The sequence below is a fragment of the Mycobacterium ulcerans subsp. shinshuense genome (assembly GCF_002355775.1).
GTDB classification, from domain to species: Bacteria; Actinomycetota; Actinomycetes; order Mycobacteriales; family Mycobacteriaceae; genus Mycobacterium; species Mycobacterium marinum.
In genome coordinates, this window is record NZ_AP017624.1 from 2923729 (window position 1) to 2939452 (window position 15724).

Genomic DNA, 15724 nt, shown 5'->3' on the forward strand with positions numbered 1-15724 from the left:
GTTCTACAGCTCCGTGTCGCGGGATAGACCGGTGGTGGCCAGGCCGCGGATCGCCGAACCGTCGACCGCCACCTGGATGGAGGGTAGTCGCAACCCCATCCGGCCAACGGTGTAGCGGTCGACCCAGTCTTGCGGGCTGAGATTGTCGAGGTAATCCTGGGAAATCAGTCCCCGGAATGCCCACTGCCAGGAACGCACATGCACCCGGGCCACGTCATAGGCATCCTCCGGGGTGGCTGCGCGGACCTCGATCATGGTTGCAGTATCGAGACTGTCTGCCGCTATGGCCATTCAATCGGCGTGCGCGCCCATCACCAGGGCCATTTGCGCAGCGGAGCCGTCAGTGCTGTGCTTGGCGGGTCGACTAGTTGACACCCGTCAAAGTCGGGGAGGGCGAAATGGCAGATTCGACAACCATCGGCGTCAGGGTCCGGGACAAAGTCATCGTGATCACCGGCGGTGCACGGGGAATCGGGCTGGCAACCGCGACCGCGCTGCACAAGCTGGGTGCCAAAGTCGCGATCGGCGACGTTGACGAACCCGCTGTGAAGGAAGCCGGCGCCGACCTCGGCCTCGAGGTGTACGGCAAACTCGATGTCACCGACCCAAATTCCTTCTCGGACTTCCTCGATCAAGTCGAGCGCCAACTCGGCCCGCTCGACGTGCTGGTGAACAATGCCGGCATCATGCCTGTCGGGCGGATTGTCGACGAGCCGGATTCGGTGACCCGGCGCATTCTGGACATCAATGTCTACGGCGTCATGGTGGGCAGCAAGCTGGCGGCTCAGCGAATGGTTCCCCGCGGGCGGGGCCACGTCATCAACGTCGCATCGCTGGTCGGCGAGATCTACGTGGTGGGCCTGGCCACCTATTGCGCAAGCAAGCACGCGGTGATCGCATTCACCGATGCCGCCAGGATCGAATACCGCACCACCGGGGTGAAGTTCTCCATGGTGTTGCCGACCTTCGTCAACACCGAACTCGCGTCGGGGACGCCGGGGATGAAAGGGTTCAAGAACGCTGAGCCCTCTGACATCGCCGACGCAATCGTCGCGCTGGTGGCCAATCCCAAGCCTCGCGTGCGGGTCACCAAAGCGGCCGGCGCCATGATCGCCTCGCAGAAGTACCTCCCCCGCTGGCTGTCCGAAGGCCTCAACCGACTCCTCGGGGGTGAGCATGTCTTCACCGACGACGTCGACGCCGCCAAGCGCGAGGCCTACGAGGCCCGCGCCCGCGGCGAAACCGGAGAAAGCTGAGCGCCGTCAACGGGTTGTTCATCGACGGCACGCACAATCGATGAGATGAGCCCAGAAAATCGTGCCACCAGCGAACCCGCTCCCCTGTCCGACGACGACCTGGCCCTCATTGACGCCTATTGGCGCGCCGCCAACTACCTGTCGGTCGGTCAGATCTATCTGCTGGACAATCCACTGTTGGCCGAACCGCTGGTGCCCACGCACGTCAAACCCCGGCTGCTGGGTCACTGGGGCACCACCCCCGGCCTCAATCTGATCTACGCGCACCTGAACCGGATAATTCGCGAGCGCGACGCCAACGTCATCTACGTCACCGGGCCCGGCCACGGGGGGCCCGGACTGGTGGCCAATGCGTACTTGGAAGGCACCTACAGCGAGGTGTACAGCGCCATCGCGGAGAACACCGACGGAATGCGGCGGCTGTTTCGCCAGTTTTCCTTTCCGGGCGGGATTCCCAGCCATGTCGCGGCGCAGACGCCCGGGTCCATTCATGAGGGCGGCGAGCTCGGCTACGCGCTGGTGCATGCTTACGGCGCGGCCTTCGACAACCCCGACCTGGTGGTCGCCTGCGTGGTCGGTGACGGTGAAGCCGAGACCGGTCCACTGGCGACAAGCTGGCATTCGAACAAGTTCCTCAACCCCGCCATCGACGGGGCGGTGCTGCCGATCTTGCATCTCAACGGCTACAAGATCGCCAATCCGACCGTGCTGGCCCGCATTCCGCATGACGAGCTCGAATCGCTGTTGCGCGGCTACGGCAACCGGCCCATCACGGTGGCCGGCGATGATCCGCCCCGTGTGCACCAGCAGCTGGCCGGCGCGCTCGACGAGGCGTTCGACGAGATCGCCGCGATTCAGCTCGCCGCCCGCACCGGCGGCGATATCAAGCGGCCGGTATGGCCAATGATCGTGCTACGCACCCCCAAAGGCTGGACGGGGCCAAAAGTCGTCGACGGCAAGAAGGTCGAGGGCACCTGGCGATCCCATCAGGTTCCGCTAGCTGACACCCACGACAACGCGCAGCACCGTGACCAGCTTGAAGAATGGCTGCGCAGCTACCGGCCCCACGAGCTGTTCGACGATCACGGCAAGCTGCGAGCGCAACTGCGGGCGATGGCTCCCAGCGGCAATCGACGGATGAGCGCCAACCCGCACGCCAACGGCGGGCTCTTGTTGCGTGACCTCGATCTGCCCGACTTCCGCGACTACGCGGTGCAGGTCAACAGCCCGGGCACCGAAATCCACGAAGCCACTCGGGTACTCGGGACATTTCTGCGCGATGTGATCAGGCGAAACCCGGATCGATTCCGTCTGATGGGTCCGGATGAGACGGCGTCGAATCGGCTCAGCGCCGTATTCGAGGCAACCGGCCGAACCTGGCTGTCGGAGACCACGGCCGATGACGACCACCTTTCGGCCGAAGGCCGCGTGATGGAGGTGCTGTCAGAACACCTGTGTCAGGGCTGGCTGGAAGGTTATCTACTGACCGGCCGCCACGGCATGTTCGATTGCTACGAGGCCTTCGTGCATATCGTCGACTCGATGTTCAATCAGCACACGAAATGGCTTTCCACCAGCCGGGAGCTGCCGTGGCGGCGGCCGATCGCATCGCTGAACTACCTGCTGAGTTCCCACGTGTGGCGGCAGGACCACAACGGCGCTTCCCATCAGGATCCCGGGTTCATCGACCTGGTCGCCAACAAGCGTCCGGAGGTGGTCCGCGTCTACTTGCCGCCGGACGGGAACACCTTGCTTTCGGTTGCCGACCACTGCCTGCGTAGCCGCAACTACGTCAACGTCATCGTCGCCGGCAAGCAGCCCGCGCTGGCTTATCTGGATATGGACGAGGCCATCGCGCACTGCACCCGGGGACTGGGCATCTGGCAGTGGGCGAGTACGGCCAGCGGCGAGCCCGACGTGGTGCTGGCCTGCGCGGGAGACATTCCGACGTTGGAGACACTGGCGGCCGCCGATATCCTGCGTCGCGAACTGCCCGACCTGGGTGTCCGGGTGGTCAACGTCGTCGACATCATGCGTTTGCAGCCGGAGTCCGAGCACCCCCACGGCTTGCCGGACCGCGAGTTCGATGCGCTGTTCACCCGCGACAAGCCGGTCATTTTCGCCTACCACGGCTATCCATGGCTGATCCACCGCCTTGCTTACCGTCGCGCCAACCATGCCCGCATCCATGTGCGCGGGTTCAAGGAGCGAGGCACCACGACTACGCCGTTCGACATGGTGATGCTCAATGACCTGGATCGCTTCCACCTGGTGATCGACGTCATCGACCGGGTGGTGGGCCTGTCCAGCCTGGCTGCGGTGCTGCGGCAGCGGATGGCCGATGCGCGCCTGGCAGCGCGCCAGTACACGCGTGAGCATGGTGAGGACGACCCGCGAATTGCGGATTGGGCCTGGGAGCCGAGCGAGCAGAGCGAGCTTGGCGAGTGATGGGAGCGAGGCGACCTGTTGGGTTTGGGAGCCGAGCGAGCAGAGCGAGCTTGGCGAGTGATGGGAGCGAGGCGACCCATGCTTCGGCGCTAGCCTGTGTAGGTGGCGCATGTGTTGACGGTCAACTTGGCTCGTACCCGGGCGAATCCCGACGTGCGTTCGACGTCGGAATTGACGGGTATCGACAAAGTGGCGGCGGATGAGGCGGTAATGGTCCGTGCCCCCGGGCCCGTGCAAGGGGGCCTGGGGAGCGGTCTGGTCGGGGACACCATCGGCAATCACAACTTCCATGGGGGTGACGATCAGGCGGTGTACGCCTACTCGCGAGAAGACCTTGACGCGTGGGAGGCGCAACTGCAGCGCACCCTCACCAACGGAATCTTCGGCGAAAATCTGACGACCTCGGGCCTCGACGTCACTGGCGCGCGGATCGGGGAACACTGGCGTATCGGCGCCGACGGCTTGGTGCTGGAAGTCTCCGCGCCGCGGGTCCCGTGCCGCACGTTCGCGGCGTTCTTGAATCTGAAGCAATGGATCAAGACCTTCACCCAGGCCGGCAAGCCCGGCGCCTACTTACGGGTGATCTCGCCGGGAACGGTGCGCGCCGGCGACACGATCACCGTCGACCACCGGCCTGATCACGACGTGACCATTGGGCTGGTATTTCGTGCTCGGATGGCTGAACCCGACCTGCTTCCCAAGCTGCTGGCGGCAGATGCGCTGCCGGCGGAAATCAAGGCGGATGTGCGCCGTCGGCTGGCGTCCAACACTGGCTGAGCGCGTCGGCCTCGGCGACTGTGAGCAAGTAGACACTCGACGTGCGTCGGTGCGCATACGACAGCAAGGAATCACCGGTGAGCACGGCGCCGCGGGGCGGCCCGATCCTTTCGAGCTGCTGTTGGCCCCGCCGAGTTTGTAAGGGTTGTCTGCCCTTTCGGTGATGTGGGCCGAGGAGACGAGCGGGCGGCCGCATCTCGCGGCCGCCCCGGTTGCCCTTGCCTGCAGTTGGCCGGTACCGCTGGCGCCGACGAAAAACGGAGGTGGACGACCGCCCCGCAGGTAGAATCGGTCGGCATGCGTGACCATGCGACGACGGCCCCTCACCCGGATGCGCTAGTGACGCAGCTTTCCGCGCTGCACAGGTTGCGTATCCACCTTGATGTCGCGGTTGTTGTTGTGGTGTTGGTGCTGACAAATCTTATTGCGCACTTCACCACGCCGTGGGCGAGCATCGCGACCGTCCCGGCGGCCGCGGTCGGGCTGGTCATCCTGGTGCGTAGCAGGGGTCTGGGCTGGGCCGAGTTGGGGTTGGGGCGGGAGCACTGGAGATCTGGGATGTTCTACGCGCTGGCCGCGGTTGGCCTGGTGGTCCTGGTGATCTCGGTAGGTGTGCTGTTGCCGATGACTCGGCCGATGTTCATGAACAACCACTACGCGACGGTTTCTGGCGCCGTGATTGCCTCTGTGGTCATCATCCCGCTGCAAACGGTCATCCCCGAGGAGCTCGCCTTCCGCGGGGTGCTGCATGGGGCGCTGAATCGGGCTTGGGGATTTCGCGGGGTGGCGCTGGCGGGATCATTGTTGTTCGGACTTTGGCACGTCGCGACGTCGCTGGGACTGACCAGTAGCAACGTCGGTTTCACCCGGTTGTTCGGTGGCGGGATAGTCGGGATGGTCGCCGGCGTCGTCTTGGCGGTCCTGGCCACCGGGGCCGCCGGCTTCGTCTTCAGCTGGTTGCGCCGCCGCAGCGGAAGCTTGATCGCGCCGATCGCCCTGCATTGGTCGCTGAACGGCGTGGGTGCCCTGGCGGCCGCTGTGGTCTGGCACCTGTCGAGCTGAACCTCGTTACACGATCAACACCGCGGCGCCGGCGATGCGGCCCGCGCTGAGGTCGCTGAGCGCGCGGTCAGCCTGCCCGAGCGGGTATTCGGGCGTGGTGACCTCGATATGATGCTGGCCCGCAAAGTTGAGGAAAGCCCGGGCATCACCGCGGGTGTTGGACGTCACCGACCTGATCTGACGTTCCTGGAACAAGTGACGCTGATAGTTCAGCGGCGGGATGTCGCTGAGATGAATCCCGGCGATCGCCAGGGTGCCACCACGGTCGAGGCCCGCCAGAGCCGGCAACACCAGCTCCCCTACCGGGGCGAACAGGATCGCGGCATCCAACGGTACCGGTGGTGGGTCGGCGGCCCCCTGAGCCGATGCGGCGCCAAGCTCGAGTGCCAACTCACGCGCCTCGGCTCCACGGGTCATCACATGCACCTCGGCTCCCTGGGCCAACGCGACCTGTGCGGTGATGTGCGCGCTGCCGCCGAACCCATACAGGCCCAACCTGCCGCCGGGTCGTAGTTCGGCCCGCAGCAGGGAGCGGTAACCGATGATGCCGGCGCACAGCAGTGGGGCCAGCTCGCTATCGCTGTAGCCGCTGGGCAGATGGTGGGCAAACGCCGCGGGAACGGTGGTGAATTCTGCGTATCCCCCGTCAGCGTCCCATCCGGTGTAGAGGGACTTCGGGCACAGGTTCTCATCGCCACGGCGGCAGTACTTGCACACCCCGCAGGTGTGGCGCAGCCAGGCGATGCCCACCCGGTCGCCGACGGCGAACTCGTCGCCGGCCTCGGCCCCTACTTCTACGACCTCTCCGACCACCTCATGTCCCGGCGTCACCCGCTCCCGGTGCACCGCCAGATCGCCCTCGGTGACGTGGAGGTCGGTGCGGCACACGCCGCATGCTCGCACCGCCACGAGCAGTTCGGAGGGCGCCGGTCTTGGTACTTCGACGTTCACCCGCTCCAGCGGGCCGGTGTCGATGGGGCCGGGCCGGCGCACCTGCCATGCGCTCATCCTCGGGGTACTCGCGGGTGCGGCCATCAGTCCATGATGACGCTATCGCCAGGGACGGCTCGACCCGCCACGGTCAGCAGGGATCCAACGCGCTAGTGGCGGGCCTTGCCCGCGATCCAGAGCAGGATCACCGAGCCCAGGATCGCGGTGAACAAGGTGAACCACCAGCCGCCGGCGGCGGTGTCGACAAAGAAGCTCAGCAAGAAGCCACCGATCAGCGCGCCGACGACGCCGATCACGATATTCATCAGAATGCCGGATCCGGCGCCTTTGACGATCTTGCCGGCAATCCACCCGGCGAGCGCTCCGATGATGATGTAGCCGAGCCAGCCGACACTGGTCAAGGTGCTGGAGCGAGCCAGGAATTCGGTAGCTGCCATGACGTCCATCGGGATCTCCTTGCAATCACTGGCAAGGTCCAACTGCGGTGTCGGACCGTGACTTCGGTATACCCCGTTCGGGTAACGATGGGGATGCGATTCTGCGAAGCCAAGAATATCCCCGCCTAGTTGGCGGGGACTATCTTGTCAGGGGCAGTACGGCCTCAGGTCGGTTGTGTTCGCGGTGCTGGGGCGACGGTCGGAGCCACCCCAGCGGCCGGCGCGGGAGCCGGTGCGGGGACGGGTTCCGGCGCGCCCGGTTGCGGCGCGGGCTCACCCGGCGCAGGCGCCGGTGCCGGTGCCGGTGGTGGCATCCACGGCCGGATCGACTCCGCCAGTACCTTCGCCGCACCCTTGTCGACGGGGTCATTCGAGGTTCCCAGCCAGACCACAAACCAGCGCTGCGGCGGTCCTTCGTTGGGCGTGCTGCCCGCGGGAGTGCCGACTACGCCGGTCCAGATCTGTCCGTTGGGCTTGGACTCATCGCTGAACTTCACTTCGTAGTACGACGCGCTTCCGGTTATCCCGTTGGCGTTGAGCGGAATGGTTTCCTGATTGATCCGGGTGCCGGGATAAGGCATGAAGAACTCACCCATATCCGATCCCAGCCGGACGGCGGCCTTGGGATTGGTGGCCTCCGCGCTGGCGTAGAGCTTCTGGTCCAACCGCCCCAACACGACTCGCGTGTCGTTGGCAATCGGCGGGGCCTGTCCTGGCATGGGTGGCTCGCCCGTCATCTTGCTCAGCAGCGCCGACCCGTAGTCGAGGTGCGAAGCGTCGGACTCGACCCAGCCCGCCGGAACGACGAAGCTGAAACCACCGACCGCATTGTTGACCCGCCCGGGCTCCGGTGCATTCGGGTCAACCACCGGTGGCGGTGGGGCGTTGGGGTCTGCCGGTGGTGGTGGTGGGGCGTTGGGGTCCGCTGGTGGCGGTGCGGCATTGGGATCCGCCGATGGCGCCGCGGTGGTCGACGGTGCCGGCGCAGGCGCCGGGTCGGCGCTGGCGGTCGCCGGAAGGGCAATGGAGACAACGCTGGCACTGCTCACCGCTGCGAGCGCTAGCGTTGTCCAGAGTCCGTGGCGACGTCGCTTGTTGGGGTCCACCTCATGCATGGCGACGAACCTACCGTGTTATGGCCGCGAAGCAAGGATGGCCTGCCCATGTCTTCGCTGATCGTGACGGACCCGGTGGCAATCCCCTAGCGGGCTACCTGGCGGCGCAATGCTTGATGTAACGCCACCTCATGAGCCTTGACGCTGAACCACACTCGCGCCCCGGGCGTCAGCTTCAACTCGGCGGCAGCGTCGACGGTGATGCTCGCGGCCAGGCCGGGCAAGCCGTCGGGCTGGTCCTCACTGCGCACCAACACGGCCGGCCCACGAGTCTGTAGATCTGCCACGGTCACCTCGGCCGTATTGCGTGGGCCGCCGTGCGGCGGTTCGAGGTGCACTGCCACCGCGGTCGGCGGGAACACGGCGATGGCGTCTTGCCCAAAATCGAGCGCTTCATCGAGGTCTCGGGCCGGTGTTCCCCTCCATTGGCTACCGAAGCGGGTGTGCAGGGACCCGTCACGGCCGATGGTGCCGCTGACCAGGTTGACCCCCGCGATGCGAGCTCCGAAATTGCTGCGCGGCGCGGCCAGTACGTCGGCGGCCGCGCCGATTTCGGAGATCCGGCCGGCCTCGAGAATCAGCACCCGATCGGCCAGTGTGCATACATCGAGCAGGTCATGAGATATCAAAATTACGGCGCATCCGCTGTCGACCACCATGGCGCGCAGCACCGCCCGGATGGCCGCGGCCGCGGCGACATCGAGGCCGGTCAGCGGCTCATCGAGCAGCAGCACATCTGGTTCGGCCGCCAGCGCCCGGGCGATGGCGACGCGCTGGACTTGGCCGCCGGACAGCTGTCGCGGCCGGCGATCTACCAACTGCTCGGCGCCCACCTTGGCTAGCCACCGCAGTGCCGATTCGCGTTGCTGGCGGCGACCGGAGCGCAACGTGCCGCGACGGTGATGTGGACCGAACGCGACGTTGGCGCCCACGCTCATGTGCGGGAACAGCAGCGGGTCCTGCAGCAGCAAACCGACTTTGCGGTCGTGGGTTGCCACGTCGATGCCCGCGGCGGTATCGGTCAGCACCCGCTCGCCTAGACGAACCACTCCGTTGCCAGGGCGAACCAGCCCGGCGATGACGTGTAAGACGGAAGACTTTCCGGCGCCGTTGGGCCCCAGGATCGCCAGCACCTCGCCCGCCGCCACCGAGAACTCGACGTCTAGACGACGGTCCGCAACGACCGCGCGAAGCTCTAGCGCGCTCACATCGCGCCGTCCCGTGTCGGCGGCACCGTGCACGCCTGAATTCTGCGAATTGCGCCTGACGTCACGACCCGCGAAATCCGCACCATACCGTCGGCACTGGGCACCCGATTTGCCCACCACTACGACGCATGCTCACACCCTAAGTGACGGCGAGCATGACCGATGGCCGGTCGCCGCGAGCGGCTAGTGGTGTCCGCTGAAGATGATTCGCATCATCTTCAGATTGATGCGGACGAATCGCCACATCTGCACCGGAAGATTCTGCCGCATGCGCAGTTTGGCTCCGGTGGGTAGTGGGGCGTCGGCAATGCGTTCGGCGGTCCGGACATCCACGTCTGAGCCGCTTTTGTCCGCGTCCGTAAGGTCCATGGAAGCGCCTTTCATTCAGGGATCAGCCACCAGAACGGCCTGGCCTTGGCCTTGTAGATGAACAGGTAGTGCAGCAGCATGTTGATCCAGTGCCCCGCCAGGCCAAGCTCACCGGAGGTGCCGCTGATGTCGCGGCCGGTCTGCGGGTAGCGCACCGGGTCGGGCACGACCGGAAACATGGTCATCGCGGCCGCCGAACCCTCACGCAGGCCGGTTCCGGCCGAGGCGATGCATGCGGCGCCCATGGTCGCCATCGAGGCTTGGTGGGCCGGACTCGCGGCGTTGTTGGTGATGCGATCGCGAATGGTCTCGGCCACGGTCTTGGCCATGATGCCCGACGGCATGCCGGTTCGGGGTGGGCTGGGGGTGATCACCGTCCCGGTAACGCTCTTGCGCGGTTTGGAGATTGGGTGCGACGGCGCGAACGCGATGCCGGGCGCGAAGATGTTCGGATAGGCCACGGATTCGTAGGTGTGTGGCCAGTCCTCGGCGGTCCACTCGTCGTAGGGCTTGCCCGAATAGTCGGCGTCGACCTTGAGGAAGCCCGATGGCGCGAACAACGTGGACGTGATGTCGTTGCCGTCCCGGTCGTAGGCGGCCAGGCTGGCACCCCTAAATGGTGGCAGCAGCATCGCAAAGTCAAAGTCCAGATCGCGTTCTTTGCCGTCGAGCTGTTCGTAGCGCAGCTTGCCGTCCATCACCTCGTGCACGTGGGCCTGCGTGATCGCCTTGACGCCACGTTCGCGGAATAGCGATTCGGTCCACAGCCGGCTGGACTGCATGAATCCCTTGTCATGAATCCCTTGTCGACGAATCTCATGCCGTCGACCCCGAAATCACCCAGCTCGTACTCATTGGTCAGATAGATGACCTCGGCCAAGTCGCGCACACCGGCGGCGCGCAGTCGATGTTCGACGTTGAAGGTGTACTCGAACGCTGCCCCTTCGCAGGTGCAGGTGCCATGCCCGACACCGATAACGAGGCGCTGCCGCTGGCCGGCCCGCAACTTGGCGATGACCCCGTCGAGCGCCTTGGCGGCCTCGGTGGCGTGGTCGGCAGTACACACCGAATACGAGTGCCCCTCGGGACCGAGGCCCGGCGTCGCCGCGAAATTCAGCTGAGGGCCCGTCGCATTGATCAAATAGTCGTAGCTAAGGCTGCCGGTCTCGCCGCGTCGCCCTTCCTCGGTGTACGTGAAGTCTACCGACGGTGTCTGCTGTTCACCGGTGCCCTCGGGCCGGATAGCGGTTGCCAGCGCCTGGTGAAAGACGATGCCTTTGCGCTGGTAGATCGGTTTGAGGGGAATCAACACCTTCGTCGGTTCCATCCGCCCCACGCCGACCCAGATATTGGATGGAATCCAGTTCCAGTCGGCGTTCGGAGAGATAACGACGATCTCGTGTGCGCGGGGAAGCCATCGGCGCAGGTGCAGCGCGGCGGTATGGCCCGCGATGCCGGCGCCGAGGATAACGACTCGTGCCATTGGTCGCTCCTTGATTGAACTCAACTACAGCTGAGGTAGCTAGCCGATCATTCTATACCCCCTAGGGTATTTTGTTAAGTGGTATCGACGATCGGATGTCCAGTGCGGCCACCGACGCAATCTGGGGCTACCCGCATTGCGCGCGCGGCATGGAGTCCTCCGGCGCGGCTTGGATAAGTTGTGTAGGTGGGTCATTCAGATAACAACGTGAACGCCGGAATGCTGGGCGGTGTCTCTGAAACCGCATTGCTGGCCCTCAACGGCAGGGCTCACCAAGCCGCCAAGCCGAACCCGATCATCGATGACCCGATGGCGATCAAACTTGTTGAATCCATCGATTTCGACTTCGAGAAGTTTGGACGCCGCGGCCAAGAGATGGCGTTGCGATCGCTGGCCGTTGATCGGTGTGAGATCGCATACCTCACCAAGCATCCGGGGGCTACCGTGGTGGCGCTCGCGGAGGGCTTTCAGACCGGGTTCTGGCGGGTGAGCAATGCGCTACCAGATACGCAATTTCGTTGGGTATCGCTCGATCTGGAGCCCGTAATGGAACTGCGGCGGCGCCTGCTGCCGGATTCTGCGCGCGTCACCAACCTCGCACAGTCCGCCTTGGACTACACGTGGATGGACAAGGTCGACTCGCGCGCCGGCGTCTTCATCACCGCCGAAGGTCTACTGATGTACCTGCAGCCCAATCAGGCAATGGAGCTGATCAGTCAGTGCGCCAAGCGCTTTGCCGGTGGACAGATGTTCTTCGACCTGCCACCCACCATCGTCAAGCGGGTTGCCCCCAAGGGTATGCGTGCCTCCAGGCGCTACCGCGTTCCGCCGATGCCATTCAGCCTGCCGGTGAACCAGCTCGCGAGGCTGGTCGACACCGTGCCCGGAATCCGCGCGGTGCACGATGTGCCGATGCCCGAAGGCCGCGGGCTGTTCTTCAGGACCCTCTACCCCGCCCTGTGGCGTTTCCCGCCGATCAAGCCATTCCGCGGCGCCTACGTCCTGCTCGAGTTCGACTGACCCACCCGAAGCTACCCCGCCTGGCCGCCGGTCAATCGGCGCGCCCCCAGGCTCAGAACCACCAGCGCGGCCACCGCGACCAGCAGCAGTGACAATGCGATCGCCGCGTCGGGATCATTCACCCGCTGCAGGTAGATCTCGAGCGGCAGCGTGCGGGTGACACCTTGGCGGGATCCGGCGAAAGTCAAGGTTGCGCCGAACTCCCCCAGCGACCGGGCGAAGGCGAGTACAGCACCGGACACCAGACCCGGCATCAGTAGCGGCAGCGTGACCTTCCACCAGACCGCGCTGGGCCGCGCTCCCAGCGTCGCCGCGACAACTTCATAGTCCGCGCCCGAGGTGCGCGCCGCTCCCTCGAGCGATACCACCAGGAATGGCAGCGAGACGAACGTCTGCGCCAGCACCACGGCCGTCGTGCTGAACGCGATCGTGATACCGCCCGCCTCTAGGTAACGCCCGATCAGGCCAAGTCGGCCGAATGCGTAGGGCAGCGCGATACCCGCCACTACCGGTGGCAGCACCAGCGGCAGCAGGATCAGCGGCCGCATCAGCCGCATGAGCCGCGCCCGGCTACGGGCCAGGACCAGCGCCATCGGCACGCCCAGGAGTACGCATATCGCGGTGCTCGCCGAGGCGGTCTTCAAGCTCAGCACGAGTGCCGTCCGAGACGACGTGCTGGTGATCAGGGACCAGAAATTCGGCCAATCGACCTTGGCCGCCATCGCGACCAGCGGCAGAATCGCCAAACCCATCCCCGCGGTAGCGGGTAGGTAAACCCAGCGGGGCAGCTCCGGTGGTCCGTGCATATCGGCTCGTCAGGGCTTGGCGAAACCAGACTGATCCAGGATGCGACGTCCTGTCTCGGCCGTGACCATGTCGACGAATTTACGCGCCAGCCCCGGTTGGGGGGCGTTGCTGAGCACCGCGATGGGATAGACGTTCACCGCGGGTGCGGCCTGGGGAAACTTGATAGTGCTCACGGTGCTTCCCGCGCTCATCGCATCGGTGAGGTAGACCAGCGCGGCGTCGGCTTGTCCGGTCGTGACCTTGTTGAGGACATCGGTAACGCTGAGTTCTTCACTAACCGGGTTGAGGTGGACCCCGGTGCCGTCTTCGATGCGCTGCGTGGCCGCGCCACAGGGCACCTGCTGCTGGCAGACCACAACGGTTAGATCCGATCGAGAGAGGTCGGCGAACGATCCGACGTGCTTCGGATTGCCCGGCGCGGTGACGATGACCAGTGTGTTGGAGGCGAAGTTCGTCGGATCTGCGGCGAGCAGACCGGCTTTGGCGACCGTGTCCATCTGAGCGGTGTCCGCTGAGGCGAAGACGTCCGCGGTGGCGCCCTGGGTGAGTTGGGTGGCCAACTCGGAGGAACCGGCGAAATCGAGCTCGACACCGACGCCCGGGTTGGCGGTCTTGAACCGTTCACCTATCTGGGTGAAGGCGGTCTTCAGCGATGCCGCGGCAAAGATCGTGATCGAGCGAGCACCTTCGGCCGGCCGTGACGGCGAACCGCAGCCCACCACTCAGACCAGCAGCGCCGACACCATGCCGGCCAGCATCCCGACCCGAGTCACCGGTCAAACCTAGCAGCGACCTCGGAGGCTTCTGCCAGCGAGAACGGGCGGGTCCGTTGCTGACGAATCGTTACCCAAATCATCTGCTCGGCGCGACCGCGCGGAGTTTCGTCAAATTGCTACTGTCCAGTAACATGGGTGCGGATTGATGCCATAACATGCTGAGATCCCAGGCAACAATCCTGTGGTGTGTGACCATCGGGACGATGTTTTCAACGCGCCGAGTGGAAACATAAACGCTGGTGAAGTGCCAGGGTCTGGGTTCAACGGTGAACACGAGGAGGTCAGGGCAGTGGAGGTGCTGGTCACCGGCGGCGACACCGATCTGGGACGCACAGTAGCCGAGGGCTTTCGCGACGACGGTCACAAAGTGACTCTTGTCGGCGCCCGGCGCGACGATCTCGAGGTGGTCGCCAAGGAACTCGACGCAGACGCGATCGCCTGCGACATCACCAATCCGGCCAGCCTGGCAGAGGTGCGCGGGTTGTTCCCCCACCATCTGGACACCATCGTCAACGTGCCGGCGCCGACCTGGGATGCCGGCGATCCGCGCACCTACTCGCTGGCGGACACCGCCACGGCGTGGCGCAATGCACTGGACACCACCGTGCTCTCGGCGGTGTTGACCGTGCAGTGTGTCGGCGACCATCTGCGATCTGGCGGTTCGATCATCAGCGTGGTGGCGGAGAACCCACCAGCGGGCAGCGTCGACGCGGCGATCAAGGGTGCCCTGTCGAATTGGGTCGCCGGGCAAGCCGAGATCTACGGCACCCGCGGCATCACGGTCAACGCCGTGGCTTGCGGACGCAGTGTGCAGGCGGGTTATGAAGGGTTGTCGCGCACGCCGGCTCCGGTGGCCGCAGAGATCGCCCGGCTGGCGCTGTTTCTCACCACCCCGGCGGCTCGGCACATCACCGGCCAGACGCTTCATGTGAGCCACGGCGCGCTCGCTCACTTCGCCTGAGGCAATTCGGTTCTCTTGGCTTTTCGGAGCCGATCGCTACGGTAGAGCCCGTGGCTATCCGGCTTGGTTTCCAGATCCCGAGTTTCTCCTACGGTACCGGCGTCGACAAGCTTTTTCCGTCAGTCATCGCGCAGGCGTGCGAGGCCGAGGCGACCGGCTTCGACTCGCTTTTCTTGATGGACCATTTCTATCAACTGCCGATGTTGGGGACACCGGACCAGCCCATGCTGGAGGCCTACACCGCCCTGGGCGCGCTGGCCACCGCTACCGAGCGGCTGCAACTGGGCACCCTGGTGACCGGCAATACGTACCGTAACCCCGCGTTGTTGGCAAAGATCATCACGACGCTGGATGTGGTCAGTGCCGGACGTGCGGTCCTCGGCATCGGCGCTGGATGGTTTGAACTCGAACATCGCCAGCTCGGCTACGAGTTCGGCACCTTCACCGACCGATTCAATCGGCTCGAGGAGGCGTTGCAGATTCTTGATCCGATGATCAAGGGTGAGCGTCCGACCTTCTCCGGGAGTTGGTACCAAGCCGAATCGGCGATGGCCGAACCCCGTTACCGTGACCGCATCCCGATCTTGATCGGCGGCGGGGGTGAGAAGAAGACCTTCCGCATCGCCGGCCACTGGGCCGATCATCTCAACATCGTCGCGGCGCTGGATGAATTGCCTCGCAAGATGGATGCCGTCGCCGCCCGATGCGAGGAAGCGGGGCGGGATCCATCAACACTGGAAACCAGTGTGATGCTCACGGTGGTGGTCGACGAGAAGGCCAAGGTGGAGCGCCTTCCCGCAGAGACGAGCAGGCGCATGGTGACCGGCAGCCCGGCACAGATCGCCGATCAGGTGCAAACCAAAGTGCTCGACACCGGCATTGACGGCGTGATCATGAACCTCTCCGCGCACGGCCACTCCCCCGGCCTGATCACCACCGTTGCCGAGGCACTGCGCCCGCTGTTGACCGGGTAGGTCGCTCAGGGTTTGTGCGATGAGCCGCCGGTGGGAGGGCGGATCCGGTTGCGCCGGTGTGGCTAATTACACATGCTCAC

At 65.1% G+C, this 15724-nt stretch carries 17 protein-coding genes; 7 read left to right on the plus strand and 10 right to left on the minus strand.

The genetic code is table 11. The features are described from left to right. Positions 1–3: 3 nt before the first annotated feature. Positions 4–255, minus strand: a complete 252-nt coding sequence (locus SHTP_RS28965; protein WP_231991440.1) for a hypothetical protein — start codon at positions 253–255, stop codon at positions 4–6. 143 nt (positions 256–398) lie between these two features. Here SHTP_RS28965 and SHTP_RS13090 point away from each other — a divergent pair, with 143 nt between their 5' ends. The 4 genes from SHTP_RS13090 (at position 399) to SHTP_RS13105 (ending at position 5543) form a co-directional block, all read left to right on the plus strand. Next, complete coding sequence (locus SHTP_RS13090) at positions 399–1256, plus strand: SDR family oxidoreductase (protein WP_096370823.1); 858 nt, start codon at positions 399–401, stop codon at positions 1254–1256. 45 nt (positions 1257–1301) lie between these two features. Then, entirely contained in the window at positions 1302–3704 is a 2403-nt protein-coding gene (locus tag SHTP_RS13095) for a phosphoketolase family protein (RefSeq protein ID WP_096370824.1), read from the plus strand. 111 nt (positions 3705–3815) lie between these two features. Next, positions 3816–4481: an MOSC domain-containing protein gene (locus SHTP_RS13100; RefSeq protein WP_197706266.1), complete on the plus strand. Its 666-nt coding sequence runs from the start codon at positions 3816–3818 to the stop codon at positions 4479–4481. Between the two features lie 297 nt (positions 4482–4778). Continuing rightward, entirely contained in the window at positions 4779–5543 is a 765-nt protein-coding gene (locus SHTP_RS13105) for a CPBP family intramembrane glutamic endopeptidase (RefSeq protein WP_096370826.1), read from the plus strand. 6 nt (positions 5544–5549) lie between these two features. Here SHTP_RS13105 and SHTP_RS13110 read toward each other — a convergent pair whose 3' ends face one another. From SHTP_RS13110 to SHTP_RS30030, 7 genes are all read right to left on the minus strand, one after another. Beyond that, positions 5550–6578 carry a zinc-binding alcohol dehydrogenase family protein gene (locus SHTP_RS13110; protein ID WP_096370827.1) on the minus strand — a complete coding sequence of 343 codons (1029 nt, stop codon included), beginning with the start codon at positions 6576–6578 and terminating at the stop codon, positions 5550–5552. Positions 6579–6643: 65 nt separating this feature from the next. Next, on the minus strand, positions 6644–6940 hold the full coding sequence (locus SHTP_RS13115; RefSeq protein ID WP_020725276.1) for a GlsB/YeaQ/YmgE family stress response membrane protein: 297 nt from the start codon (positions 6938–6940) through the stop codon (positions 6644–6646). A 155-nt stretch (positions 6941–7095) separates the two neighbouring features. Further along, on the minus strand, positions 7096–8046 hold the full coding sequence (locus SHTP_RS13120) for an alanine and proline-rich secreted protein Apa (RefSeq protein WP_096370828.1): 951 nt from the start codon (positions 8044–8046) through the stop codon (positions 7096–7098). A gap of 86 nt (positions 8047–8132) precedes the next feature. Then, entirely contained in the window at positions 8133–9254 is a 1122-nt protein-coding gene (locus SHTP_RS13125) for a sulfate/molybdate ABC transporter ATP-binding protein (RefSeq protein ID WP_096372456.1), read from the minus strand. Between the two features lie 183 nt (positions 9255–9437). Next, positions 9438–9623, minus strand: a complete 186-nt coding sequence (locus SHTP_RS13130) for a hypothetical protein (protein ID WP_015355512.1) — start codon at positions 9621–9623, stop codon at positions 9438–9440. Between the two features lie 11 nt (positions 9624–9634). Then, a complete protein-coding gene (locus SHTP_RS30025) occupies positions 9635–10333 on the minus strand; it encodes an NAD(P)/FAD-dependent oxidoreductase (RefSeq protein WP_276527068.1) in 699 nt (232 codons plus the stop codon). Continuing rightward, a complete protein-coding gene (locus SHTP_RS30030; RefSeq protein WP_276527069.1) occupies positions 10321–11106 on the minus strand; it encodes an NAD(P)/FAD-dependent oxidoreductase in 786 nt (261 codons plus the stop codon). The genes SHTP_RS30025 and SHTP_RS30030 overlap by 13 nt, the downstream gene beginning before the upstream one ends. A 186-nt stretch (positions 11107–11292) precedes the next feature. On the opposite strand from SHTP_RS30030, the gene SHTP_RS13140 reads away from it, so the two are divergent. Beyond that, positions 11293–12126, plus strand: a complete 834-nt coding sequence (locus tag SHTP_RS13140; protein WP_096370829.1) for a class I SAM-dependent methyltransferase — start codon at positions 11293–11295, stop codon at positions 12124–12126. An 11-nt stretch (positions 12127–12137) separates the two neighbouring features. Here the strand turns inward: SHTP_RS13140 and SHTP_RS13145 are convergent, their stop codons facing one another. Beyond that, entirely contained in the window at positions 12138–12932 is a 795-nt protein-coding gene (locus SHTP_RS13145; RefSeq protein WP_096370830.1) for an ABC transporter permease, read from the minus strand. 9 nt (positions 12933–12941) lie between these two features. Next, positions 12942–13655 carry a molybdate ABC transporter substrate-binding protein gene (gene modA, locus SHTP_RS13150; RefSeq protein ID WP_231991441.1) on the minus strand — a complete coding sequence of 238 codons (714 nt, stop codon included), beginning with the start codon at positions 13653–13655 and terminating at the stop codon, positions 12942–12944. A 298-nt stretch (positions 13656–13953) separates the two neighbouring features. Here modA and SHTP_RS13155 point away from each other — a divergent pair, with 298 nt between their 5' ends. Beyond that, positions 13954–14670 (plus strand): SDR family oxidoreductase, encoded by a 717-nt coding sequence (locus SHTP_RS13155; RefSeq protein ID WP_172900547.1) that lies wholly within the window; start codon positions 13954–13956, stop codon positions 14668–14670. A gap of 50 nt (positions 14671–14720) precedes the next feature. After that, positions 14721–15644, plus strand: coding sequence for an LLM class F420-dependent oxidoreductase (locus SHTP_RS13160; RefSeq protein ID WP_096370831.1), 924 nt, complete (start codon positions 14721–14723; stop codon positions 15642–15644). Positions 15645–15724 lie beyond the last annotated feature (80 nt).